The sequence below is a fragment of the Arthrobacter sp. TJ-265 genome (assembly GCF_058269135.1).
This window is the reverse complement of record NZ_JBZCND010000001.1, coordinates 1,085,627-1,109,355: the sequence shown is the minus strand read 5'-3', so window position 1 is coordinate 1,109,355 and position 23,729 is coordinate 1,085,627. Positions and strand designations below refer to the sequence as shown.

Annotated in this window: 19 protein-coding genes; 7 read left to right on the top strand and 12 right to left on the bottom strand. The window is 69.0% G+C overall.

All coding sequences use genetic code 11. The features are described from left to right. Entirely contained in the window at window positions 1-1,404 is a 1,404-nt protein-coding gene (locus AC4D2E_RS05325) for a bifunctional folylpolyglutamate synthase/dihydrofolate synthase (RefSeq protein ID WP_490951873.1), read from the bottom strand. Then, window positions 1,397-4,696 (bottom strand): isoleucine--tRNA ligase, encoded by a 3,300-nt coding sequence (ileS, locus tag AC4D2E_RS05320; RefSeq protein WP_490951872.1) that lies wholly within the window; start codon window positions 4,694-4,696, stop codon window positions 1,397-1,399. Before ileS ends, AC4D2E_RS05325 begins: the two co-directional genes overlap by 8 nt. 404 nt (window positions 4,697-5,100) lie before the next feature. On the opposite strand from ileS, the gene AC4D2E_RS05315 reads away from it, so the two are divergent. Beyond that, window positions 5,101-6,429, top strand: a complete 1,329-nt coding sequence (locus AC4D2E_RS05315) for a cytochrome P450 (RefSeq protein ID WP_490951871.1) — start codon at window positions 5,101-5,103, stop codon at window positions 6,427-6,429. A gap of 40 nt (window positions 6,430-6,469) precedes the next feature. On the opposite strand, the gene AC4D2E_RS05310 is transcribed toward AC4D2E_RS05315, so the two are convergent. The 5 genes from AC4D2E_RS05310 to AC4D2E_RS05290 form a co-directional block, all read right to left on the bottom strand. Beyond that, window positions 6,470-7,264, bottom strand: a complete 795-nt coding sequence (locus tag AC4D2E_RS05310) for an SDR family oxidoreductase (RefSeq protein WP_104165269.1) — start codon at window positions 7,262-7,264, stop codon at window positions 6,470-6,472. Window positions 7,265-7,334: 70 nt separating this feature from the next. Beyond that, on the bottom strand, window positions 7,335-7,985 hold the full coding sequence (locus AC4D2E_RS05305; RefSeq protein WP_490951870.1) for an arsenate-mycothiol transferase ArsC: 651 nt from the start codon (window positions 7,983-7,985) through the stop codon (window positions 7,335-7,337). 84 nt (window positions 7,986-8,069) lie between these two features. Then, on the bottom strand, window positions 8,070-9,494 hold the full coding sequence (locus AC4D2E_RS05300; RefSeq protein WP_490951869.1) for an NAD(P)-binding protein: 1,425 nt from the start codon (window positions 9,492-9,494) through the stop codon (window positions 8,070-8,072). Next, on the bottom strand, window positions 9,487-10,473 hold the full coding sequence (trxB, locus tag AC4D2E_RS05295) for a thioredoxin-disulfide reductase (RefSeq protein ID WP_490951868.1): 987 nt from the start codon (window positions 10,471-10,473) through the stop codon (window positions 9,487-9,489). The genes AC4D2E_RS05300 and trxB overlap by 8 nt, the downstream gene beginning before the upstream one ends. 59 nt (window positions 10,474-10,532) lie before the next feature. Next, window positions 10,533-11,003: an arsenate reductase ArsC gene (locus AC4D2E_RS05290; protein WP_490951867.1), complete on the bottom strand. Its 471-nt coding sequence runs from the start codon at window positions 11,001-11,003 to the stop codon at window positions 10,533-10,535. Between the two features lie 289 nt (window positions 11,004-11,292). On the opposite strand from AC4D2E_RS05290, the gene AC4D2E_RS05285 reads away from it, so the two are divergent. From AC4D2E_RS05285 to AC4D2E_RS05275, 3 genes are all read left to right on the top strand, one after another. After that, window positions 11,293-11,577: an ArsR/SmtB family transcription factor gene (locus AC4D2E_RS05285; RefSeq protein WP_258069789.1), complete on the top strand. Its 285-nt coding sequence runs from the start codon at window positions 11,293-11,295 to the stop codon at window positions 11,575-11,577. 43 nt (window positions 11,578-11,620) lie between these two features. After that, the gene (locus AC4D2E_RS05280) at window positions 11,621-12,043 is read left to right on the top strand and encodes an arsenate-mycothiol transferase ArsC (RefSeq protein ID WP_490951866.1); all 423 of its coding nucleotides are present in this window, start codon (window positions 11,621-11,623) and stop codon (window positions 12,041-12,043) included. An 80-nt stretch (window positions 12,044-12,123) separates the two neighbouring features. Beyond that, window positions 12,124-13,659 (top strand): arsenic transporter, encoded by a 1,536-nt coding sequence (locus AC4D2E_RS05275; RefSeq protein WP_490951865.1) that lies wholly within the window; start codon window positions 12,124-12,126, stop codon window positions 13,657-13,659. Window positions 13,660-13,676: 17 nt separating this feature from the next. Here the strand turns inward: AC4D2E_RS05275 and AC4D2E_RS05270 are convergent, their stop codons facing one another. Next, window positions 13,677-14,039, bottom strand: a complete 363-nt coding sequence (locus AC4D2E_RS05270; RefSeq protein WP_490952324.1) for a MerR family transcriptional regulator — start codon at window positions 14,037-14,039, stop codon at window positions 13,677-13,679. A 178-nt stretch (window positions 14,040-14,217) separates the two neighbouring features. Here AC4D2E_RS05270 and AC4D2E_RS05265 point away from each other — a divergent pair, with 178 nt between their 5' ends. Then, window positions 14,218-15,741: a SulP family inorganic anion transporter gene (locus AC4D2E_RS05265; protein ID WP_490951864.1), complete on the top strand. Its 1,524-nt coding sequence runs from the start codon at window positions 14,218-14,220 to the stop codon at window positions 15,739-15,741. 87 nt (window positions 15,742-15,828) lie between these two features. After that, window positions 15,829-18,453, top strand: coding sequence for a valine--tRNA ligase (gene valS, locus AC4D2E_RS05260; protein ID WP_490951863.1), 2,625 nt, complete (start codon window positions 15,829-15,831; stop codon window positions 18,451-18,453). Window positions 18,454-18,518: 65 nt separating this feature from the next. Here the strand turns inward: valS and AC4D2E_RS05255 are convergent, their stop codons facing one another. Next, the gene (locus AC4D2E_RS05255) at window positions 18,519-19,136 is read right to left on the bottom strand and encodes a mycothiol-dependent nitroreductase Rv2466c family protein (RefSeq protein WP_490951862.1); all 618 of its coding nucleotides are present in this window, start codon (window positions 19,134-19,136) and stop codon (window positions 18,519-18,521) included. Between the two features lie 273 nt (window positions 19,137-19,409). On the opposite strand from AC4D2E_RS05255, the gene AC4D2E_RS05250 reads away from it, so the two are divergent. Next, window positions 19,410-20,834 (top strand): glyceraldehyde-3-phosphate dehydrogenase, encoded by a 1,425-nt coding sequence (locus AC4D2E_RS05250; RefSeq protein ID WP_490952323.1) that lies wholly within the window; start codon window positions 19,410-19,412, stop codon window positions 20,832-20,834. 54 nt (window positions 20,835-20,888) lie between these two features. On the opposite strand, the gene clpX is transcribed toward AC4D2E_RS05250, so the two are convergent. From clpX to AC4D2E_RS05235, 3 genes are all read right to left on the bottom strand, one after another. After that, a complete protein-coding gene (gene clpX, locus AC4D2E_RS05245; protein WP_490951861.1) occupies window positions 20,889-22,181 on the bottom strand; it encodes an ATP-dependent Clp protease ATP-binding subunit ClpX in 1,293 nt (430 codons plus the stop codon). A 162-nt stretch (window positions 22,182-22,343) separates the two neighbouring features. Beyond that, window positions 22,344-23,018 carry an ATP-dependent Clp protease proteolytic subunit gene (locus AC4D2E_RS05240; protein WP_043445666.1) on the bottom strand — a complete coding sequence of 225 codons (675 nt, stop codon included), beginning with the start codon at window positions 23,016-23,018 and terminating at the stop codon, window positions 22,344-22,346. A 46-nt stretch (window positions 23,019-23,064) separates the two neighbouring features. Continuing rightward, window positions 23,065-23,691: an ATP-dependent Clp protease proteolytic subunit gene (locus AC4D2E_RS05235; RefSeq protein WP_306738385.1), complete on the bottom strand. Its 627-nt coding sequence runs from the start codon at window positions 23,689-23,691 to the stop codon at window positions 23,065-23,067. Window positions 23,692-23,729 lie beyond the last annotated feature (38 nt).

The following is a 23,729-nucleotide window of genomic DNA, read 5'->3' as shown; positions in this document are numbered from 1 at the left end:
CTACTTTCCCAGGAGCGTGCGGGTTTCCCCGACCACCGTGATGGATCCGGTCACGAGGACGCCCCCGGAGAGGTCGTTGTTCTCCTCGGCCTTCATCACCGCCCACTCCAGGGCGTCGTCGAGCCCGGGGAGGATGGTGATGTTCTCCTCCGCGAACCCGGCCGACAGGGCTGGCTGCAGGAGGTCGGCGGCGGGGACGGAGCGGGGCGACGTCGACTGCGTCAGGCAGACGTCCTCGAGGATGCCGCCGAGTTCCTCGTGCAGTTCGGCCAGCATGCCCGCCACGTCCTTGTCCTGCAGCGCTCCGATGACGAGGACGAGCCGGCTGAAGTCGAACGCCTCGTTGATGCCCTTCGCCGCGGCCCGCGCCCCGGCGGGGTTGTGCGCTGCGTCCACGATGATGCTCGGCGCGGTCCGGACCACCTCGAGGCGGCCGGGCGAGGTGACGGCCCTCAGCCCGTTCCGGACGAGCTCCGTCTCCAGCTCGCGTTCTCCACCCCCGAGGAACGCCTCGACGGCCGCGACGGCGACGGCCGCGTTCTCCGCCTGGTGCTCGCCGTGCAGGGGTACCAGCAGCTCACCGTAGCGGCCGGCGAGCCCGGTGAGGGACACCACCTGGCCGCCGACGGCGACCGTGCGGGATTCGACGCCGAACTCGACCCCTTCGAAGCGGAACTCCGCCCCGACCTCGCGGGCCCGCTCGAGGAGGATCTGCGCGGCGTCGCGGGGCTGGATCGCGCTGACCAGGAAGGAGCCGGGCTTGATGATGCCGGCCTTCTCGAGGGCGATGTCCTCGACGGTGTCACCGAGGAGCTCCGTGTGGTCGAGGGAGATCGGGGTGACGACGGCCACCTGTCCGTCGCCGACGTTCGTGGCGTCGGTGATCCCGCCGAGTCCCACCTCGATGACGCCGACATCGATGGGCTCGTCCGCGAAGATCGCGAACGCGAGGATGGTGACGCACTCGAAGTAGGTCAGGCGGGGTTCCCCGGCGACGAGGAGTTCGCCGTCGACGATGTCCAGGTAGGGCTTGATCTCGTCCCAGACCCGGACGAACGTCTCGTCCGGGACGGGCTCCCCGTCGATGCTGATGCGCTCCGTGACCCGCGAGAGGTGCGGGCTCGTGAAGCGGCCGGTCCGCAGATCGTGCGCCAGCAGGATGCTCTCGATCATGCGTGCGGTCGAGGTCTTCCCGTTGGTACCGGTGATGTGGATGATCGGGAACGCCTTGTTGGGCTCACCCAGGATCTCCATCGCCCGGTGGAGCGGCGCCAGGCGCGGCTCCATCCTGTTCTCCGGGGCACGCCCGAGGAGCTCCGCGTACACGCTCTCGACCGAGAAGGCGTCCAGTTCGGCGCTGCTCCCCGTGCCGTCGGTGCCGTCGATGCCGGTCGTGTCATCCATGCTGCTGCTCCTGCTTCTCGACAGTGATGGTGAATTCGTCGCCCGCCTCGGCGACGGCCTCGATGCGCAGCTCGAGGGTCAGGGTCTCGGCCTGGATCAGTCCGGCATTCGCCTCGAGCGCGCCGACCTGCTCGGCGGCGACGCCGACGGTGGTCCGGATGCGGTCGCTGATGTCGAGATCGGCGTCGCGGCGTGCCTGCTGGATGGCGCGGATCGCATCGCGGGCCGTCCCCTCCGCAGCCAGCTCGGCGGTCACCTCGGTGTCCAGCACCAGGAACCCGCCGCCGGGCAGGACCGTCACCGCCTTCGAGGCGGCATCGTTGCCCTCCACCACCGTGTCGAGGGTGTACTCGTGCGGCTCGAGGGCGAGGCCGCCCGCGGTGACGCCGCCGTCGTCGTCGACCTGCCAGTCCCCGGACTTCGAGGCCTTGATCACCGTCTGCACGTTCTTGCCGAGGCGTGGTCCTGCCGCGCGGGCGTTGACCACGAGCCGCTGGGTGATGCCGAACTCGGCCGGCTCGGCATCCGCCGCGTCCACCAGGCGCACGCCCTTGAGGTTCAGCTCGTCGGCGATGATCGTCGCGTACTGCCCGGCGAGGTCCGCGGCGGCCGGCGCGACGACGGTGAGCTCCCGGAGCGGGAGCCGCACCCGGAGGTTCGCGGCCTTCCGCAGGCTGGAGCCGACGGAGCACACGGACCGCGTGCGGTCCATCTGCTCCACGAGATCCGGGGCGGCGGGGAACGACGTCGCCTCGGGCCAGTCGGTGAGGTGGACGGAGCGGCCACCCGTGAGACCGCGCCAGATCTCCTCGGTGACCAGGGGCAGCAGCGGGGCCGCGACCCGGCAGACCGCCTCGAGGCAGGTGTAGAGCACGTCGAAGGCGTCGGTGTCCTCGTCGAAGAAGCGCTGGCGGCTGCGGCGCACGTACCAGTTGGTGAGGGTGTCCAGGTACCGGCGCAGGGACTCGCAGGCGTCGCTGATCGTGAAGGCGTCCAGCGCCCCGGTGAGGTCGCGGACGAGGTTCCCCGTGTTCGCCAGGATGTAGCGGTCGATCGGCTCGGTCAGGAGCGCGGCCGCCTCCGGCGTCACCGTCCTGGCCTCGTAGCCCTCGCCGCCGTTCGCCGCGTTGGTGTAGAGGCTGAAGAAGTGCCACACGTTCCACATCGGCAGGATGACCTGGCGGACGCCGTCGCGGATGCCCTGCTCGGTCACAACGAGGTTGCCGCCACGGAGGATCGGGGAGGCCATGAGGAACCAGCGCATGGCGTCCGAGCCGTCCCGGTCGAAGACCTCGGAGACGTCCGGGTAGTTGCGCAGGCTCTTGGACATCTTCTGCCCGTCGGAGCCGAGGACGATGCCGTGGCTGATGACGTTGCGGAACGCCGGCCGGTCGAAGAGCGCGGTGGACAGGATGTGCAGCATGTAGAACCAGCCGCGGGTCTGCCCGATGTACTCGACGATGAAGTCGGCCGGGTTGTGCGTGTCGAACCACTGCCCGTTCTCGAACGGGTAGTGCACCTGGCCGTAGGGCATGGACCCGGAGTCGAACCAGACGTCGAGGACGTCCTCGACGCGCCGCATGGTGGAGCGACCGGTCGGGTCGTCCGGGTTGGGGCGCGTGAGCTCGTCGATGAAGGGCCGGTGGAGGTCCACCTCGCCCTGCTTGTTCAGGGGCAGGCGCCCGAAGTCGGCCTGCAGCTCGGCCAGCGACCCGTAGACGTCGGTGCGCGGGTACTCGGGGTCGTCCGACTCCCACACGGGGATGGGGCTGCCCCAGAAGCGGTTGCGGCTGATGGACCAGTCGCGCGCGTTGGAGAGCCATTTCCCGAACTGGCCGTCCTTGACGTTCCCGGGGATCCAGGTGATGTCCTGGTTCAGTTCCACCATGCGGTCGCGGATCTTGGTCACCTCGACGTACCAGGAGGACACGGCGCGGTAGATCAGCGGGTTGCGGCAGCGCCAGCAGTGGGGGTAGCTGTGGACGTAGCTGGACTGGCGCACCAGGCGCCCCTCGGACTTCAGGACACGCGTGATGTGCCGGTTGGCCTCGAAGACCTGCAGGCCCACGATCTCCGCGAGCGGTCCCTTGCCGAACATGGGCAGGAACTTCGCGCCCTCGTCGACCGAGAGGATCACCTGGATGCCGGCCTCCTCGCAGATCTTCTGGTCCTCCTCGCCGTAGGCGGGCGCCTGGTGGACGAGGCCGGTGCCGTCGGTGGTGGTGACGTAGTCCGCGGCCAGGATGCGGAAGGCGTTGCGGTAACCGCCCTCCTCCGGGTCCGCGAGGTAGTCCCAGAGCGGCTGGTAGGTGAGGCCTGCGAGCTCGGTGCCGAGGTGGCGGGAGGTGACGGCGTCGCGCGCGGCCGCGGCATCGGCGAAGCCGAGGTCCTTGGCGTAGTGGCCGAGGAGCTCCTCGGCGATCAGGTACCGCCCGCCCTCGTCCTCGCGCCGGCCCTCGACGACGACGTAGCTGATGTCCGGTCCGACCGCGAGCGCCGCGTTGGTGGGCAGGGTCCAGGGCGTGGTGGTCCAGGCGAGGGCCTGCACACCGGCGAGGTCCTGCGAGAGGGCCGAGTCGCCGGGGAGGATGGGGAACGTGACCGTGACGGTCTGGTCCTGGCGGTCCTGGTAGACGTCCTCGTCCATGCGCAGCTCGTGGTTGGACAGCGGCGTCTCGTCGTTCCAGCAGTACGGCAGCACGCGGTAGCCGTTGTAGGTGAGGCCCTTCTGGTGCAGGGTCTTGAAGGCCCAGAGGACGGACTCCATGTACTCGGGGTTGAGCGTCTTGTAGTCGTTGTCGAAATCGACCCAGCGCGCCTGGCGGGTCACGTAGTCGCGCCACTCCCCCGCGTACTTCATGACGGACGCGCGGGAGGCGTCGTTGAACTTGTCGATGCCCATCGCGAGGATCTGCTGCTTGTCGGTCATGCCGAGCTGCTTCATCGCCTCGAGTTCGGCGGGCAGGCCGTGCGTGTCCCAGCCGAAGCGCCGCTCCACGCGGCGTCCGCGCTGCGTCTGGTAGCGGCCCACCAGGTCCTTGGCGTAGCCCGTGAGGAGGTGGCCGTAGTGCGGCAGGCCGTTGGCGAACGGCGGTCCGTCGTAGAACACGAACTCGTTGGAACCGTCGACGCCGGCGTCGCGGTGGTCGATGGACGCCTGGAAGGTGCCGTCCTCCTGCCAGTAGCGGAGGACTCGCTCTTCGAGCTCGGGGAAGCGCGGGGAGGCGCTGGTCCCGGCGGAGGGGGTGCCGCCGTCGTCGGGCGACACTGCTTTGGGGTAGATCTGCGGCATGGGTCTCATCCTGTGTGCGGCGGCGTCGGGTGGTGCAGGAGTCCTGCCGTGAGGACGGGACCTGTCTCCCGCCACCGGTTGCCTGACCGGCCGCGAGGGTCCAGGACCCGCGGTACCACCTCACTTGCCGCCGTCGTCCGCCGTTCCGCTCATCGCGGTCGCGCGGGCCGGGGCTGCCGCTCGTTTCCAGGCTGTGACGGGCTCCCCGTCCGGTTCTACGGGCCGCCTCGCAGGAGGCCGGCCTTTCTTCCGGAAGCTCACCGGTGATGGCCGGGTCGACGCTTGTGCATCCAGTCTATCCCGGCTCCGAAATCGTTGTCGAAAGGGCTGAAGCACACCCGGTGCCGCCGGCGCACGCGCCGAAATCCGTTGTGGTGGGCTGTGCGGCTTGGCAGGGTGGAAGGATGACATCACCCGCCCTGCCCACCGCGTCCGCCCCGGACACGGCCCGCCTGCTCCTCGGCGTGCTCCTGCCGACCTTCGTGAAGGGCCCCATCATCCGGCGCCCGTGGGCGGTGGGACTCGCAGCGCGCCTCGACCTGGACACCAGGGCGGCGGGGATCGTGAGGAGGATCCATGCCAAGCACCCGGATGGTCCGCTGATGCTGAGGCTGCCGATCCGCAAGCAGGCCATCGTCCTGGCGCCGGGCGACGCCAACACCGTCCTGGCGCAGTCCCCCGACCCGTTCACCGCGGCCAGCAGCGAGAAGCGTGCGGCGCTCTCCCACTTCCAGCCCTCCAACGTGCTGATCACGCGTGGTCCCCTCCGGACGGTGCGCCGCGCCCTGCAGGAACAGGTCCTCGACACGGACCACCCCGTGCACCACCTCGCCGACCGGTTCGTGCCCGTCGTGGAGGAGGAGATGCGGCAGGTGCTGGCCGACGCCGTCCGCAGCGGATCCCTGCCCTGGGACGACTTCCAGGACGCGTGGTACCGGGTGGTGCGGCGCGTGGTGTTCGGCGACCACGCGCGCGATGACAAGGACCTCACGGGCATGGTGATCCGGCTGCGCAAGGACGGGAACTGGGCGTTCATGAAGCCGGTGCGGAAGAAGACGCGCCGGCGCTTCCTGGCGCGGATCAACGAGGAACTCGCGAACGCCGAGCCGGGCAGCCTCGCCTCCGTGATGGCCGGCGCGCCCAAGGGCGACGGCGCGGAGCCCGCCGACCAGGTACCGCAGTGGCTCTTCGCGTTCGATCCCGCCGGCATGGCGACGTTCCGTGCCCTGACCGTACTCGCCACCCATCCGGAGGCGATGGCCGCGGCGCGGCGGGAGGTCGACGGCGACACCTCGGGACGCCGGCTCCTCCCCTACCTGCGGGCCGGCATCCTCGAGTCGCTGCGCCTGTGGCCCACCACCCCGATGATCCTCCGGCAGACGACGCAGCCGGTGCAGTGGGAGCAGGGACTGATGCCGGCCGATTGCGGCGTTCTGATCTACGCACCGTACTTCCACCGGGACGAGCGTTCCCTGCGCAGCGCGCATAGCTTCTCGCCCGAGCGCTGGCTGACCGAGGAGGACGACGGCTGGCCGCTGGTTCCCTTCAGCGGCGGACCGGTGGTCTGCCCGGGCAAGCAGCTGGTGCTGCTCGTGACGAGCGCTGCCCTGGCGGCGCTCGTGGCGGGACACGACTTCCAGGTGGAGGCAGGGCAGGCACTCGATCCGGTCCGACCCCTGCCGGGGACCATGGACAACTACAGCGTCCGGCTGGGCGTCTCTCCCAGGGCCTGACCACCGCCGCAGGACAGGATCTGCGCTGTCCGCTCGGGACTCAGGCGCGGAGGACCTTGTGGTTGGCGGCCTGGGCGAGCGGTCGGAGGACGAGGTGGTCGATGTTCAGGTGGTGCGGCGCATTGAGCGTGAACGCGACGGCGGCAGCCACGTCGTCGGCGGTCAGGGGGTACTCGACCCCGGCGTAGACCTGGTCGGCCGCGCCCTGGTCGCCGCCGAGCCGGTTGAGGGAGAACTCCTCGGTGCGCACCATGCCCGGGGACACCTCGATGACGCGGACGTTGTGCTCGGCCTCCTCGAGGCGGAGCGAGCGGGCCATCGACTCCTGCGCCGCTTTCACGCCGCAGTATCCGGCGCCGCCCTCGTAGGGTGCGAGCGCCGCCGTGGACGTCAGGAACAGGACGCTCCCCTGGCCGCCGTCGCGCAACGCCGGGAGCAGCGCCCGGGTCATGCGCATGGAGCCGAGCACGTTCACGTCGTACATCCACTCCCAGTCCTCGGTCCTGGCCTCGGCCACCCGCTCCGTTCCGAAGGCACCCCCGGCGTTGTTGACCAGCGCATGGACCGGGCCGGTCGCCGTGACCTCGGCCGTGAAGGCGTCCACGGACGCCTGGTCGGTGACGTCGAGGGCCAACGGCGTCGCCCCGGTCTCTTCGGCGAGCGCCTGCAGGCGGTCGAGCCGTCGGGCGGCTGCCACCACGTCCCAGCCGTCCCGGCGGAGGGCGCGGACGGTGGCGGCGCCGATCCCGGAACTGGCGCCGGTGACGATCGCGCGCAGGGCGGAAGGGGCTGGGTCAGCGGGGGCGCCGAGCGGCGCCCTGGATGTCTCGGTCATGGGCCCACTGTAGCCAGTGGGGGCCGGGCGCACCCGTGCCGCGCCTGCACCGGGCTCGACCCCGTGCCGGTCAGGGCACGGTGATCAGCGTGGAGGCGAGGTTCCGGACGCGCGTCGTGAGCACCTCGCGGACGGTGCGCACTCCGTCCAGGTCCATCGTCGCCGGATCCGAGATCTGCCAGTCCTCGTACTTCTTCCCCGGGTAGATGGGACAGGTGTCTCCACACCCCATGGTGATCACGACGTCCGCTGCCCGCACCACGTCGTCGGTCAGGGGCTTCGGGAACTCCTCACCGAGGTCGAGTCCGATCTCCTGCATGGCGGTGATGACGTTCCCGTCGAGGTGCTCGGCCGGCATCGATCCGGCGGAGCGGACGTTGATCGATCCCCGGGTCAGGTCCTTCAGCAGGGCCGCAGCCATCTGCGAGCGTCCCGCATTCTGGACGCACACGAAGAGGACCTCCGGGACTCCGCTGGGCCGCTTGCCCTCGGCGTGGGCAAGCGCGGAGAGGCGATCGCGGGCGAATCGACGCGTGATGATCGGCAGGTAGGTCCTGACCTTCGCTGTACGGGCGAGAGCCGTGTAGGACTCGAAGACGTAGCGCTCGACCATCTCGGGACCGAACACTCCGTCGAAGGATGCGGCGAGTTCGTCGGAGATGCGGTGGAGGAGGTGCTCATGGCTGCCGGTAGGGGCATCAGGGATCGGTGACGTGCTCATCGTGCTGTCCTTTCTGGTGCACTGACCGGCAGGCGGGGCCGCCTGCCGGTTTCTCTCCTGTCCCTCTGCCCGCTGTGAGGCGGATCAGTAGTCAGGGTCACCCGACCGCCCGTGGGCGGTCCCGGTGGGGAAGCCGATGCTGACGAGTTGCGGTACGCCGCAGCATCCGGCATCGGCAGTGCCCTCGGGTTCCGTCGCCGCGGCAGCAGGGGTGTCGCAGGATCCCCCGAGGTCGGTGCTGCAGACTCCCGTCTCGGGCAGCTCGAGCTGGAGACGGGACGCGGCCTCGGTGTCGCCGGCGAGCGCCGCGGTGACGGAGCGGACCTGCTCGTATCCGGTGGCCAGCAGGAAGGTGGGGGCCCGTCCGTAGGACTTCATGCCGACCAGGTAGAAATCCTTCTCCGGGTGCGCCAGGACGTCCGCGCCGTGGGCGGGGACCGTCCCGCAGGAGTGGAACTCCGGGTCGATCAGCGGCCCGAGCGCCCGCGGTGCTTCCACCGCGGGGTCCAGTTCGAGCCGGAGTTCGCGCAGCATCCCGAGGTCCGGGCGGAATCCGGTGGCCGGGACGAGGACGTCGACCTCGACGGTGCGGTCGCCGTCCGGCGTCGACGCCGTCACGGCGAGACGCGTTCCACGTCGGGCGAGGCCGGTGACGGTGAAGTCCGTGACCAGTTCGACGACGCCGTCGCCGACGAGGGTCTTCAGGCGGCTGCCGAGGGCGCCCCGGGCGGGCAGCCCGTCGAGGTCCCCGCCGCCGTAGAGGCGCTGGGCCGATCCGCTGCCGCGGACGGCCCACAGGATCCTGGTGCCGGGCTCGTTCCTGGCGACCTGACCGAGATTGATCAGCGTATTGGCGGCCGAGTGCCCCGCGCCGACGACCATGGTCGTCTTCCCCGCGAAGCGCGCCCGCTCGGTTCCGACGACGTCGGGCAGCGCGGAGGTGACGAGGTGGGCCACGGCGTCCTCGCCGGGTGCCTGCAGTCCTGCCTGGCCGAGCGGGTTGGGCTGACCCCACGTGCCGGAGGCATCGATGACGGCACGCACGGTGTGATCGCTGGTGCCCTCGGGGCCGGTGACGCGGACGAGGAAGGGCGTCGTGTCCCGGCCCTGGGTGCGGGTCTTGTCCATCCCGAGCCGGGTGACGGCCGTGACGGTGCTGTCGAACCGCAGCGTCCGGGCGATGGCCGGGACGGCGGCGAGGGGTTCGAGATAGGACTCCACCAGGTCACGCCCGTACGGCAGGGCGGTCCGGCGTGGCTCGGCCCATCCGGTGGGCTCGAGCAGGCGACGGGCTGCGGGGTCGATGTCGTACTGCCAGGGCGAGAACAGGCGGATGTGAGCCCACTGCCGGATCGCGGCACCGACGCTGTCGCCCTGTTCGAAGACGATCGGGGTGAGCCCCCGCTCGAGGAGGTTGGCCGCCGCGGACAGGCCGATCGGTCCGGCGCCGATGACAGCTACCGGGAGGTAGGTCGCGATGGTGGTCGATGCGTCGGTGATGTCAGGCATGGGCGGTCTCCTCGATGAGTGCGGTGGCGATGCTGGGGGCGTCCTCGAGTGCGGCGAGGTACCGTTCGGCGTCCAGGGCTGCGGCGCAGCCGGAGCCTGCGGCGGTGATGGCCTGCCGGTACCGGTGATCCACGGCGTCGCCGCAGGCGAAGACGCCGTGGAGGTTCGTGAGGGTCGTGGGCGAGTCGACGACGATGTACCCGTCGTCGTCGAGGGTGACCTGTCCGTCGACGAGATCCGTGCGCGGAAGGTGGCCGATGGCCACGAAGATCCCGGTCACAGCCATGGTGCGGGCATCACCGGTCACGGTATCCGAGAGGGTGACGCCGGTGACTTTCGCATCCCCATGGATGGCGGTGATGGCACTGGTGTACTCGAAGCGGATCTTCTCGTTGTCCAGGGCCCGCTGCGCCATGATCTTCGACGCACGCAGCGCAGAACCGCGGACGACGACGGTGACCGTGTCCGCGAAGCGGGTGAGGAACAGGGCTTCCTCCATGGCGGAGTCCCCGCCGCCGACGACGATGATGTCCTGGCCGCGGAAGAAGAACCCGTCGCAGGTCGCGCACCAGGACACGCCCCGGCCGGACAGGCGCTTCTCGTCGGGCAGGCCGAGTTCCCTGTAGGCGGAGCCGGTGGCGAGGATCACCGCGGGCGCCTGGTACGTCGTGCCGCTGAGGGTGGTGACGGTCTTGAGGTTCCCGGTCAGCTCCACGCTCGCGGCGTCGTCGTACTCGATCACGGCGCCGAAGCGTTCGGCCTGCCGGCGGAGATTCTCCATCAACTCGGGGCCCTGGATACCGCTGGTGAAGCCGGGGAAGTTCTCGACCTCCGTCGTGTTCATCAGCGCCCCACCCGCGGTGACGGCACCCGCGATGACCCTGGGCGCCAGGCCGGCCCGGGCGGCATAGATCGCCGCCGTGTACCCGGCGGGGCCGGAGCCCACGACGATGATCTTCTCGCTCTGGACGTCCGTCATGGCAGTGCCTCTCGAATCGGGGGTCGTGCTGGTGTGCCGCTCCATGTGCTGCGGCGAGGTCAGGCCGTGGTACTGGTGCCCGATGTTCCGGCGCCGGTGGGCAGAAGCTCGCGGATGAGCTGCTGGATGCGGCCCTTGATCTCGTCGCGGATGGGACGGACCGAGTCGACACCCTTGCCTGCCGGATCCTCGAGGACCCAGTCCTCGTACCGCTTGCCGGGGAAGTAGGGGCACTCGTCCCCGCAGCCCATGGTGACCACGACGTCGGAGGCCTTCACGGCGTCGGTGGTGAGGATCTTCGGGGTCTCGGCGGTGATGTCGATGCCCTCCTCCTTCATCGCCTCGACCGCGGAGGGATTGACCTGGTCGGCGGGCTGCGAACCGGCGGAGAGGACCTCGATGCGCCCCTCGGACAAGTGGCTCAGGTACGCGGCAGCCATTTGTGACCGACCGGCGTTGTGGACGCAGACGAACAGGACCGAGGGCTTCCTGTGATCGGCGGTCGTCGTAGCTGCTGTCTCGGTGCTCATGATGGTCCTTGCTTCTTCGCCTCGTGCCGGAGGGCCGGGCGTCTGGATGGAGAGGAGCCGAGCCCCGGGTCCGATACCTCGTGTACCGGCATCCCACCGAAGATCGACTGGCTTCGATGTCGAGTATGCGGAAATACATCGATGAATGTCAATGCACGGGTATGCTGAGCCCATGACCACCATCTCCGAGCCCGGAACAGCGGGCCTCGCAGCAACCGAACCGGTTCCCGCCTCGCTCCCCGGCGCAACCGAGGAGGGTCGCTGCTGCGTGCCTTCCGGGACTCCTGCGATGAGTGCGGATCGCGCCGAGGAACTCGCGAAGCAGTTCAAGGCCGTCGCCGACCCGAACCGGCTGCGCCTGGTCTCGCTCATCTCGGCGAGCGCCGCCAACGAGGCGTGCGTGTGTGACCTCACCGAGCCGTTGGATCTCGGCCAGCCGACGGTGTCGCATCACTTGAAGATCCTCGTCGACGCCGGCATCCTGCACCGCGAGAAGCGAGGTGTCTGGGCGTACTACTCCCTGGTGCCCGGGGCCCTGAACTCCCTCGCCGGCGTCCTCATCGAGACCCGGTGACACCCCCTCACGCCGCTGCCCTCCACCACGAATCGAGACCCCTGTGAGCTTCAAAACGGACAAGCCCTCCGTCCTGTTCGTCTGCGTCAAGAACGGCGGCAAGTCCCAGATGGCGGCCGGCCTCATGGACAAGGTCGCCGGCGACTCGGTGACGACGGCGTCAGCGGGGTCGAAGCCGGGCTCCGCCGTCAATGCCCTCTCCGCCGAGGTCCTGGCCGAGGTCGGGGTCGACATCAGCCGGAACACCCCGCGCCAGGTCACCGCCGAGGACCAGGGCCGGGCGGACGTCGTCGTGATCCTCGGCCCCGAAGCGCAGATCGACGAGGTCGACGGCACACGCTACGAACGGTGGACCACCGACGAGCCCAGCGAACGCGGGATCGACGGCATCGACCGCATGCGCCTGGTCCGCGACGACATCCTGGCACGCGTCACCGCCCTGCACGCCACCCTCACCACCCCGTAGCGCTCCCCGCCTGCTGCACTTCCCCGCTCGTCCCTGCCCTGGTTCTTTCGTGAGTTCCTCCTGCTAGGAGTCCTGCTGCCATGACCGTGGTCGCCATCCTGATCTTCCTCGCCACCCTGACCCTCGTCATCTGGCAACCCAAGGGCCTCGGCATCGGCTGGTCCGCTCTCGGCGGGGCCGCGGTCGCGCTCCTCACCACCGTCGTGAGCCTGTCGGACATCCCCATCGTGTGGGACATCGTCTGGAACGCGACCTTCGCGTTCGTGGCGATCGTGATCATCTCGCTGATCCTCGACGAGTCCGGATTCTTCACCTGGGCCGCGCTGCATGTCGCCCGGTGGGGGCGGGGCAACGGCCACCTGCTGTTCACCCTGATCGTCCTGCTCGGAGCAGCGATCGCGGCAGTGTTCGCCAACGACGGAGCGGCGCTGATCCTCACCCCGATCGTCATCCAGATGCTGCTCGCCCTGAGGTTCCCGGCCAGGGCGTCCCTCGCGTTCGTCATCGCGTGCGGGTTCATCGCCGACGCCGGCAGCCTCCCCCTGGTCGTGTCGAACCTGGTGAACATCGTCACGGCGGACTTCTTCGACATCAGCTTCGCCCGCTACGCGCTCGTCATGGTCCCGGTCGGCCTCGTGTCGGTCGCCGCCAGCCTCGGGGTCCTCCTCCTGTTCTTCCGGAAGGCCATCCCGCGCCACTACGACGTCGCCGTCCTCGCGACCCCGAGATCGGCGATTGCGGACCCCCTGACCTTCAGGACCGGCTGGGTGGTCCTCGGTGTCCTGCTGATCGGCTACTTCGCCGCGGAACCCCTGCACATCCCGCTCTCCGCCGTCGCCGGCCTCGGCGCCGTCGTCCTCATGATCGTCGCTTCCCGCCGACCCGCCTTCCTCTTCCCGCGCACGAGCACCCCCGTCGGCGCCCCCCACACGCAGCACGGAGCACCGGGATCACCGCACGCCGCGGATCGGGCGGAAGACCTCGACTACGAGACCGCGGGGATCGGGCGCCGGACCACGGCCGGCCCCCTCGCATCCGCTGCCTCCCGCACGGGCCCCGCCGACGCCAACGGAGACCTGCAGGCGTCGGCTGACGGGACAGCGGCGGTGCCCGCTCCGGCGGCCCGGATCTCGGTGCCGCGGATCCTGAGGGAAGCGCCCTGGCAGGTCGTCCTGTTCTCCCTCGGCATGTACCTCGTCGTGTACGGCCTGCGGAACCAGGGCCTCACCGACGAGCTGGCCGGCGTCTTCTCGGCCGTCGGTTCCGACGGCGTCCTGATCACCGCCCTGGGCGTCGGTGTCATCGTCGCCGTCCTCGCGTCCCTGATGAACAACATGCCCACCGTCCTCATCGCGTCCCTCGCGATCGGGTCCGCCGGCGCCACCGGCCTCACGCAGGAGGCGATGATCTACGCCAACGTCATCGGCTCCGACCTCGGCCCGAAGATCACACCTATCGGCAGCCTCGCGACCCTCCTGTGGCTCCACGTCCTGGACCGCAAGGGCATCCACATCGGCTGGGGCCAGTACTTCCGCACCGGCATCGTGCTCACCATCCCGGTCCTCGTCATCACCCTGCTCGCGCTCGCGGGATGGCTCACCGTCGTCGGCGTCTGACGGCAGGTCCGACGCGGCTAGTAGCGGGCGAGGACGGCGATGAACTCATCGGCGCGGGCGAGGGTCTCGACCAGCTTCGCCCGCCGTTCGTGGGCCATGCTGCGGTAGGCGGCCAGGCGTGCACGCAGTTCCCGGGCGGCCGCGTCGTCCTTCTCCCGCTGCAGCGCATCCAGGACAGCCAGGAGGTCCTTCATCTCCTCGAGGGTGAAGCCCAGCGGCTTCATGCGGCGGATGACCATCAACCGCTCGAGGTCCTCCTCGGAGTAGACGCGGAACCCGCCGTCGGTCCTGGCGGTGGCCGGGAGGATACCGACGTCGTCGTAGTGGCGGATGGTCCGCAGGGACAGCCCGGTGCGTTCGGCGAGCTCGCCGATGTGCATGGTCCGGGGCGCTGCGGTGGAACGTGGTTCGGTCACGGCCTGCCTTCCTTTTCCCACAACCCTACCCTTACGTTAGGGTTGATGTCGGACGAGCCCGGGCACAGCGGCGTGTACCGTCCCCCCGCCACTCTGCACCTCGCCACCTCGCCACTTCGCCGAACGCCCGAAGGATCCCGCCATGTCAGCAGCCGCACCCACTGCGAGACCAGAACTCACCCCGGTCGAACGCCAGTCGGTCGCCCGAACGCTTCGGAACCCGCGTCTGCTGAAGACCGAGGTCCTCGCCGGCCTCGTCGTCGCCCTCGCCCTCATCCCGGAGGCCATCGCCTTCTCGATCATCGCCGGCGTCGACCCGCGGCTGGGCCTGTTCGCCTCGTTCACGATGGCGGTCTCCATCGCCTTCCTCGGTGGACGCCCGGCCATGATCTCCGCAGCGACCGGCGCGGTCGCCCTGGTCATCGCCCCGCTGGTCGCCAGCCACGGCGTGGACTACTTCATCGCCGCAGTGATCCTCGGCGGTCTCTTCCAGGTGATCCTCGGCGTCACCGGCGTCGCCCGGCTCATGCGGTTCATCCCCCGCTCCGTCATGGTGGGCTTCGTCAATGCCCTCGCCATCCTCATTTTCCTGTCCCAGGTCCCCGAGCTCGTGGACGTGCCGTTCCTCGTGTATCCGATGGTCGCCGTCGGCCTGCTGATCGTCTTCGGCCTGCCCCGCCTCACGAAGGCAGTGCCCGCACCCCTGGTGGCCATCGTGGTCCTGACCGTGTTCGCGGTCCTCGCCAATGTGCTCGTCCCGACCGTCGGGGACAAGGGTGAGCTGCCGGAGAGCCTGCCGTCCCTGGTCTTCCCGAACGTGCCGCTGACCCTCGAGACCCTCCAGATCATCGCCCCCTTCTCCCTGGCGCTGGCCGCCGTCGGGCTCCTCGAGTCCCTCATGACCGCCAAGCTCGTCGACGACATCACCGACACCCGCTCCGACAAGACCCGCGAGTCCTGGGGCCAGGGCACGGCGAACATCATCACCGGGTTCTTCGGCGGCATGGGCGGCTGCGCCATGATCGGCCAGACCATGATTAATGTGAAGGCCTCCGGCGCCCGCACCCGGATCAGCACGTTCCTCGCCGGGATCTTCCTGCTCGTCCTCGTCGTCGTCCTCGGCGGCATCGTCGCCCTGATCCCGATGGCCGCCCTCGTCGCTGTCATGATCTTCGTGGCCATCGCCACCTTCGACTGGCACAGCATCCAGCCCTCGACCCTGCGGCGGATGCCCAGGAGCGAGACCGCCGTCATGCTCGCGACCGTCATCGTCACCGTATGGACCCACAACCTCGCCATCGGCGTCGGCGTCGGCGTCCTCGTGGCCATGGTCGCGTTCGCCCGCCGCGTGGCGCACTTCGTCACCGTCGAACGGACCGAGACCACCGTGGACGGGGACCGGCACGCCACCTACACGGTCGACGGCGAACTGTTCTTCGCGTCCTCCAACGACCTCTACACCCAGTTCGAGTACGCCACAGACCCCCACCGGGTCACCATCGACCTGCACGGATCCCACCTCTGGGACGCCTCCACCATCGCCGCGCTGGACGCCATCACCGAGAAGTACCGCACCCACGGCACCGAGGTCACGATCGTCGGACTCAACGAGGCCTCCACGATGATGCGTGAACGTCTGGGCGGGAAGCTCGGCGCCGGCCACTGACCGGCCGCGCCGGGAGCAGCCGGCGTACTTCCGGCATGGAAGCCACCGGCGTGCCGGAGTCCGCGGACAGTAGGGAACAATGGAGGAATGGCCGATACCACCCAGGGCACAGACACGCCCTCCCCCCAGCCCGTTTCCGTTCCCGACAAGCCCGTGCTCGAGGGCCTCGAGGAGAGACTGTCCCGCCAGTGGCGCGAGGACGGCACCTACGCCTTCAAGCGTGACACGACGCGCGAGGACGTCTACTCGATCGACACTCCCCCGCCCACCGCTTCGGGATCGCTCCACGTGGGGCACATGTTCTCCTACACGCAGACCGATGTCATGGCGCGGTTCAAACGCATGCGCGGCGCCAACGTCTTCTACCCGATGGGCTGGGACGACAACGGACTGCCGACCGAGCGCCGCGTCCAGAACTACTACGGCGTCCGCTGCGACCCCTCCGTGCCGTACGACGCCGACTACCGGCCCCCCGCCGAGCCCGCGAAGAACCAGCGGGACTTCGACGCGGTCTCGCGGAAGAACTTCATCGAACTCTGCGAGGAGCTGGCGGTCGAGGACGAGTTGGTCTTCGAGAACCTCTTCAGCACCCTGGGCCTCTCGGTGGACTGGGACCTGACCTACCGGACCATCGATGACACCTCACGCGCCGTCTCGCAGCGCGCCTTCCTCGAGAACCTCAAGGCCGGGGACGCCTACCTCGCGGAGGCGCCGACGCTGTGGGACGTCACCTTCCGGACCGCGGTCGCGCAGGCCGAACTCGAGGACCGCGAGCAGCCCGGCGCCTACCACCGCATCGCGTTCCACGCCCCCGACGGCTCGCAGATCCACATCGAGACCACGCGCCCCGAGCTGCTGCCCGCCTGCGTGGCCCTCGTGGCGCACCCCGACGACGAGCGCTACAAGCCGCTCTTCGGCACCACGGTCACCAGCCCGCTGTTCGACGTCGAGGTCGAGATCAAGGCGCATCCCCTGGCGAAGCCCGACAAGGGCAGCGGTATCGCCATGATCTGCACGTTCGGCGACCTGACCGACGTCACCTGGTGGCGGGAACTGCAGCTGCCCACCCGCGCCGTCGTCGGCCGCGACGGCCGGCTCCGCGCCGAGGCACCCGAGTGGATCACCACCGAGAAGGCCCGCGAGAACTACACCCGGCTGGCCGGCAAGACCATCTTCAGCGCCAAGGAGGCCGTCGTCGCCCTGCTCCGCGAGAGCGGGGACCTCGAGGGCGAGCCGCAGAAGATCATGCACCCGGTCAACTTCTACGAGAAGGGCGACAAGCCCCTCGAGGTCGTGACCAGCCGCCAGTGGTACATCCGCAACGGCGGGCGCGACGCCGGCAAGCGGGAGGCACTGATCCAGCGGGGTCGCGAGATCGATTTCCACCCCTCCTTCATGCGGTCCCGCTACGAGAACTGGATCGAGGGACTGAACGGCGACTGGCTCGTCTCGCGACAGCGCTTCTTCGGCGTCCCCGTCCCCGTCTGGTACCGCCTCGATGGCGACGGCGAACCGGAGTACGAGGACCCGATCATCCCGGCCCTCGAGTCCCTGCCCGTCGATCCGGCCGCCGACCCGGCTCCGGGGTTCGAGGAATCCGCCCGCAACCGGCCCGGCGGCTTCATCGGCGACAGCGACGTGCTGGACACCTGGGCGACGTCGTCCCTGACCCCGCAGATCGTGGGCGGCTGGGCGCGGGACGAGGATCTCTTCGGGAAGGTGTTCCCGTTCGACCTGCGCCCGCAGGGGCACGACATCATCCGCACCTGGCTGTTCTCGACGGCGGTCCGCGCGGATGCGCTCCAGGACTCGGTGCCCTGGAAGCATGCGGCCCTGTCCGGCTGGATCCTCGACCCCGACCGCAAGAAGATGTCGAAGTCCAAAGGGAACGTCGTGGTCCCCACGGACGTCCTGGAGCAGTTCGGCGCTGACGCCGTGCGGTACTGGGCCGCGTCGGCGAAACTCGGCGCGGACACCGCCTACGAGGTGAACCAGATGAAGATCGGCCGCCGCCTGGCGATCAAGCTGCTCAACGCCTCGAAGTTCGTCCTCAACCTCGGCGTCACCGAGGCGTCCATCGGCTCCGGTGCACTGGACCGTGTCTCGAACGCGCTGGACACCTCCCTGCTCGTCCAGCTCCGCACGGTGACCGAGCAGGCCACGGCAGCCTTCGAGAAGTACGACTACGCCCGTGCCCTCCAGCTCACGGAGTCCTTCTTCTGGACCTTCACGGACGACTACGTGGAACTGGTCAAGGACCGTGCCTACGGCGACGCGGGTGACGCCGGGACGCAGTCGGTCCAGGCCGCGCTGGCGACGACGCTGGACGCCCTGCTGCGCCTGTTCGCGCCGTTCCTGCCGTTCGCCACCGAAGAGGTCTGGAGCTGGTGGCGCGAGGGATCGGTGCACCAGGCGGCCTGGCCCGGCGCCGACGCGCTCACGGCCCTGCCGGACACGGCCGACGCCGGCGTCCTCACCTCCGTGGCCCTGGCCCTCGGGGGTATCCGCAAGGCCAAGTCCGAGGCCAAGGTCAAGCAGCGCACCGAGGTGGAGCGCGCCGTCGTCACGGCGTCCGCCGCCCAGGTGGGGCAGATCCGTGCGGGCCTGGCAGACCTCCTCGCGGCCGGCAACGCCCGGGACCTCCAGGTCGTCGAAGGGGACGGCGCACTGAGCGTCTCCGAGGTCGAACTGGTGCCGCAGCCCGCGGAGTAGCCCCCCGACGCAGGAAGGGACCCGCCGGTGGGCGGGTCCCTTCCTGCGTTCGGGCCGACTGGAGGCTAGTCGAACCGCGGGCTCTCCGTGCGGGAGCGCTTGAGTTCGAAGAATCCGGGGAACTCGGACATCAGGACGGCGCCGTCGAAGATCCTGCCGGCCTCCTCGCCACGGGGGATCCTGGTGAGGACCGGACCGAAGAACGCGGTGCCGTTGAAAGCCACGACGGGCGTGCCGACCTCGTCACCCACACGGTCGATGCCGTCCTTGTGGGACGCGCGCAGCTGCGCGTCGTACTCGTCGGTGTGCGCGTAGGAGGCGAGGTCGGCCGGCAGGCCCACCTCGTCCAGCGACTCCCGGATCACGACGTCGAAGTCCCTGTTCTGGCCGATGTGAATGCGGGTCCCCATCGCGTCGTACAGCTTCTTGATGTACTCGTCGCCGTGCAGCTCGGCTGCGGCGATGATGACGCGCACCGGGCCCCAGCCCTGCACCATCATGGCCTGGTACTCCTCGGGGAGGTCCCGTCCTTCGTTGAGGACGGACAGGCTCATGACGTGCCAGGCGACCGAGATGTCACGCACCTGCTCCACCTCGCCCATCCAGCGGGACGTGATCCAGGCGAAGGGACACAGGGGGTCGAACCAGAAATCGGCCTTCTCGACGGTCGTGGACGCGCTCATAGGGTGCTCCTTGCAGGGTTGGTGAGGCCGAGGCCTTTCCGGGTGCAACCCGCCCCGGCGGCCCGCTATTCCGGCCGAATTGGTGCAGGCCCGCAGGAGGCGGTCTAATGAGAGGACACGACCAGTCGAGGATGCCTGGCGCTATCCCTGCGTCGCCATCGGGCTGGATGAGCTCGCACCGGCCACCCCGGTGCCGAAAAGGATGCCGCTGTGCAGCACCACCGGACCGAGACCCACGACACCTGGCTCGAACGCGAGGCACTCGCCGAAGCCATGATCCCGCTCATCGGACGCCTGTACCGCGAGAACAACGTCGTGACGAGCATCCATGGACGCAGCCTCATCAACAAGTCCACGATGAACATCCTCAAGGCGCACCGCTTCGCGCGCCGCATCACCACCGAGGAGCTCCTGCTCGAGGACACCGCTCCCCTGCTGCAGGTCCTCGTCGACCTGGACCTCGGAGCAGCAGCGATCGACATCGGACGCCTCCGCCTCGCCTACGACCGTGCCGGGGACGGCCTGACCCTCGAGAAGTTCCTTCGCGCGGAGCTCGCAGACATCGTCGGCCATGGCGGGCGCGACGAACGCACGAGCACCGACGTCGTCCTGTACGGTTTCGGGCGGATCGGGCGCCTGGTGGCCCGCCTCCTCATCGAGAAGGCCGGCGGAGGCCACGGGCTGCGGCTGCGCGCCGTCGTCGTCCGCCGCGGCTCGGACAACGACCTCGCCAAACGTGCGAGCCTGCTGCGCCGCGATTCGGTCCACGGACCCTTCGAGGGGACCATCCAGGTGGACGAGGCGTCGAACACGATCACCGCCAACGGGATCCGCATCCAGGTCATCTACTCCGACGATCCCGCGACCATCGACTACACGGCCTACGGCATCCACGACGCCATCGTCGTGGACAACACGGGCCGCTGGCGCGACGCCGACGGACTGTCCCAGCACCTGAGGAGCCGCGGCGTGGCCAAGGTGCTGCTGACCGCGCCCGGCAAGGGCAGCCTGAAGAACATCGTGCACGGCATCAACCACGCCGCCATCGAGGACACCGACCGCATCATCACGGCCGCATCCTGCACCACCAACGCGATCACGCCCGTCCTCAAGGCGGTCAACGACCGCTTCGGCGTCATCCACGGGCACGTGGAGACCGTCCACTCCTTCACGAACGACCAGAACCTGATCGACAACTTCCACCGCGGCGACCGGCGCGGGCGCTCGGCGGCACTCAACATGGTGCTCACGGAGACGGGAGCGGCGACGGCGGTGGCGAAGGCGCTGCCCGAACTGGCGGGCAAGCTCACCGGCAGTTCCATCCGCGTGCCGACCCCGGACGTCTCGATCGCCATCCTCAACCTGACCCTCGAGCACGGGACCACGAAGGAGGAGGTCAACACCTACCTCCGCGAGATGTCCCTCCACTCGGGCATGCGGAAGCAGGTGGACTACATCGACAGCCCGGAGGTGGTCTCGACGGACTTCGTCGGCTCACGACGCACGGGCATCGTCGACGGCCTCGCGACGATCGCCGACGGCACCTACCTCGTCCTGTACGTCTGGTACGACAACGAGTTCGGGTACAGCTGCCAGGTGGTGCGGGTGCTGGAGGAGATGGCTGCGGTACATCCGCCGTCGTACCCCGTCGCCGCCCTCGACGCCGCCCTCGACGCCGCCGTGGCAGCGAACCCCTGACCTGCGGACATGGGAAAGGCCCGGCCGTCCGGCCGGGCCTTTCGCATGGGACGATCAGGCGGACTTGTTGCGGCGCTTGGACGCCACCTCGTGCGAGATGAGGGTGGGTTCGGCGCGCTTGGCGACGACGTCGTCGGTGATGACCACCGTCGCGATGTCCTCGCGGCTGGGGAGGTCGAACATGACCGGTAGGAGGACTTCCTCCATTATGGCGCGAAGGCCCCGCGCGCCGGTCCCGCGATCCAGCGCGAGGTCGGCGATGGCCTCGAGGGCCTTCGGTTCGAGGACGAGCTCGACGCCGTCGAGCAGGAACATCTTCTGGTACTGCTTGAGCAGGGCGTTCTTCGGCGCGGTCAGGATCTGCATCAGGGCCGGGCGGTCGAGGTGGGTGACGGTGGTGATGACGGGCAGCCGGCCGATGAACTCGGGGATGAGGCCGAACTTCAGCAGATCCTCCGGCATGACGTCCCCGTAGCTCGCCTCCTCGTTCTTCAGGGAGCTCAGCGGGGCGCCGAAGCCGATGCCCTTGCGGCCCGCACGTAAACCGATGATCTCCTCGAGACCGGCGAAGGCGCCGGCGACGATGAAGAGGACGTTCGTGGTGTCGATCTGGATGAATTCCTGGTGCGGGTGCTTGCGCCCGCCCTGCGGCGGAACGGAGGCGACGGTGCCCTCGAGGATCTTTAGCAGCGCCTGCTGGACGCCCTCACCCGAGACGTCACGCGTGATCGACGGGTTCTCGCTCTTGCGGGAGATCTTGTCGATCTCGTCGATGTAGATGATGCCCTGCTCGGCCTTCTTGACGTCGTAGTCGGCGGCCTGGATCAGCTTCAGCAGGATGTTCTCCACGTCCTCGCCGACATAGCCCGCCTCGGTGAGAGCCGTTGCGTCGGCCACGGCGAAGGGCACGTTGAGCCGCCGGGCGAGGGTCTGCGCGAGATAGGTCTTGCCGCATCCGGTGGGCCCGATGAGCAGGATGTTGGACTTCGCGATCTCGACGTCCTCGGTCTCGACGGCGTCGGCCAGGGTACCGGCCGCGCGGGGCCCGTTACCCGACTGGATGCGCTTGTAGTGGTTGTAGACGGCGACGGCGAGGGAGCGCTTCGCGGGCTCCTGGCCCACCACGTACTCCTGCAGGAAGTCGAAGATCTCGCGGGGCTTCGGGAGCTCGAACGTCCCGAGGTCGGCGACCTCGGACAGCTCCTCCTCGATGATCTCGTTGCACAGGTCGATGCACTCGTCGCAGATGTACACGCCGGGGCCCGCGATCAGTTTGCGGACCTGCTTCTGGCTCTTCCCGCAGAAAGAGCACTTGAGCAGATCCGTGCTCTCACCAATGCGAGCCATGGTCCAGTCCCCTTAGGTATATCGCGATTGCTATCACCACTCTAGGCCACCCGGGCGCGGGAGCCAGTATCAAAAGGCCCGTGGTGCCATGCGGCACCACGGGCGCGGAACGGACCGGGCGGCGGGATCCGGGCCCGGTTCGCCCCCGGATCCGCCGTCCTGCTACGGGGTGTTGATCTTCGGCGGGGTGATCTTCCGCGAGGTCAGGACCTCGTCGACCAGTCCGTACTCGACGGCGTCGGCCGCCGTGAGGATCTTGTCGCGCTCGATGTCGATGTTGACCTGCTCCGAGCTGCGACCCGAGTGGAGGGCCAGGGTGTCCTCCAGCCAGGTGCGCATGCGCATGACCTCGTTGGCCTGGATCTCCAGATCGGAGGCCTGCCCGCCCTGTCCTCCGGAGAGGGCCGGCTGGTGGATCAGCACGCGCGCGTTCGGCAGGGCCAGCCGCTTGCCCGGGGCTCCCGCGGCCAGCAGGACCGCCGCGGCACTGGCAGCCTGGCCGAGGCACACGGTCTGCACCTCGGGCCGGATGAACTGCATGGTGTCGTAGATCGCTGTCATGGCCGTGAACGAGCCGCCGGGCGAGTTGATGTAGAGCGTGATGTCGCGCTCGGGGTCCGTGGACTCGAGGACGAGCAGCTGGGCCATGACGTCGTCCGCTGAGGCGTCGTCCACCTGCGTGCCGAGGAAGATGATGCGGTCCTCGAACAGCTTCGTGTACGGGTCCTGGCGCTTGAAGCCGTAGGGCGTGCGCTCTTCGAACTGGGGAAGGATGTAGCGGCTGGTCGGCAGGTTCTGCGCCGTCGATCCCGCTGCTGCCTGGAATTCGTGGTTCATGGTGTCTCCTGTAGGACGACTGGTGAAGATAGGGGCTGGGCGCGGACTAGGAGGTCTGGTCGGTTCCGCCGCCGCCGGCCACGGAGCCCGAGTGCGCGGAGATGTGGTCGAAGAACCCGTAGTCGAGGGCCTCCTGGGCCGTGAACCACTTGTCGCGGTCGTTGTCCTTAAGGATCTTCTCGACCGTCTGACCCGTCTGCTCCGCCGTGAGCTCGGCCATGACGCGCTTCATGTGCAGGATCAGCTCGGCCTGGATCCGGATGTCCGTCGCGGTTCCGCCGATGCCGCCGGACGGCTGGTGCATGAGGATCCGGGCGTGGGGGGTGGCGTAGCGCTTGCCCTTGGTGCCCGAGGAGAGCAGGAACTGGCCCATCGAGGCGGCGAGGCCGGTGGCCACCGTGACGACGTCGTTGGGGATGAACTGCATGGTGTCGTATATCGCCATCCCGGCGGTCACCGAGCCACCCGGCGAGTTGATGTAGAGGAAGATGTCGCGCTCGGGATCCTCGGCCGACAGCAGCAGGAGCTGAGAGCAGATGGCGTTCGCGTTGTCGTCGCGGACCTCCGAACCGAGCCAGATGATGCGCTCCTTGAGGAGCCTGTTGTAGATGTAGTCGTCACGACCGCCCATCTCGGGGCCGGCCATGCTCGGGGTGCTTGGTTCGGTTGCCATTGACGTTAACCTCTCACTCTGGCGGGCCGCTGCCGCTT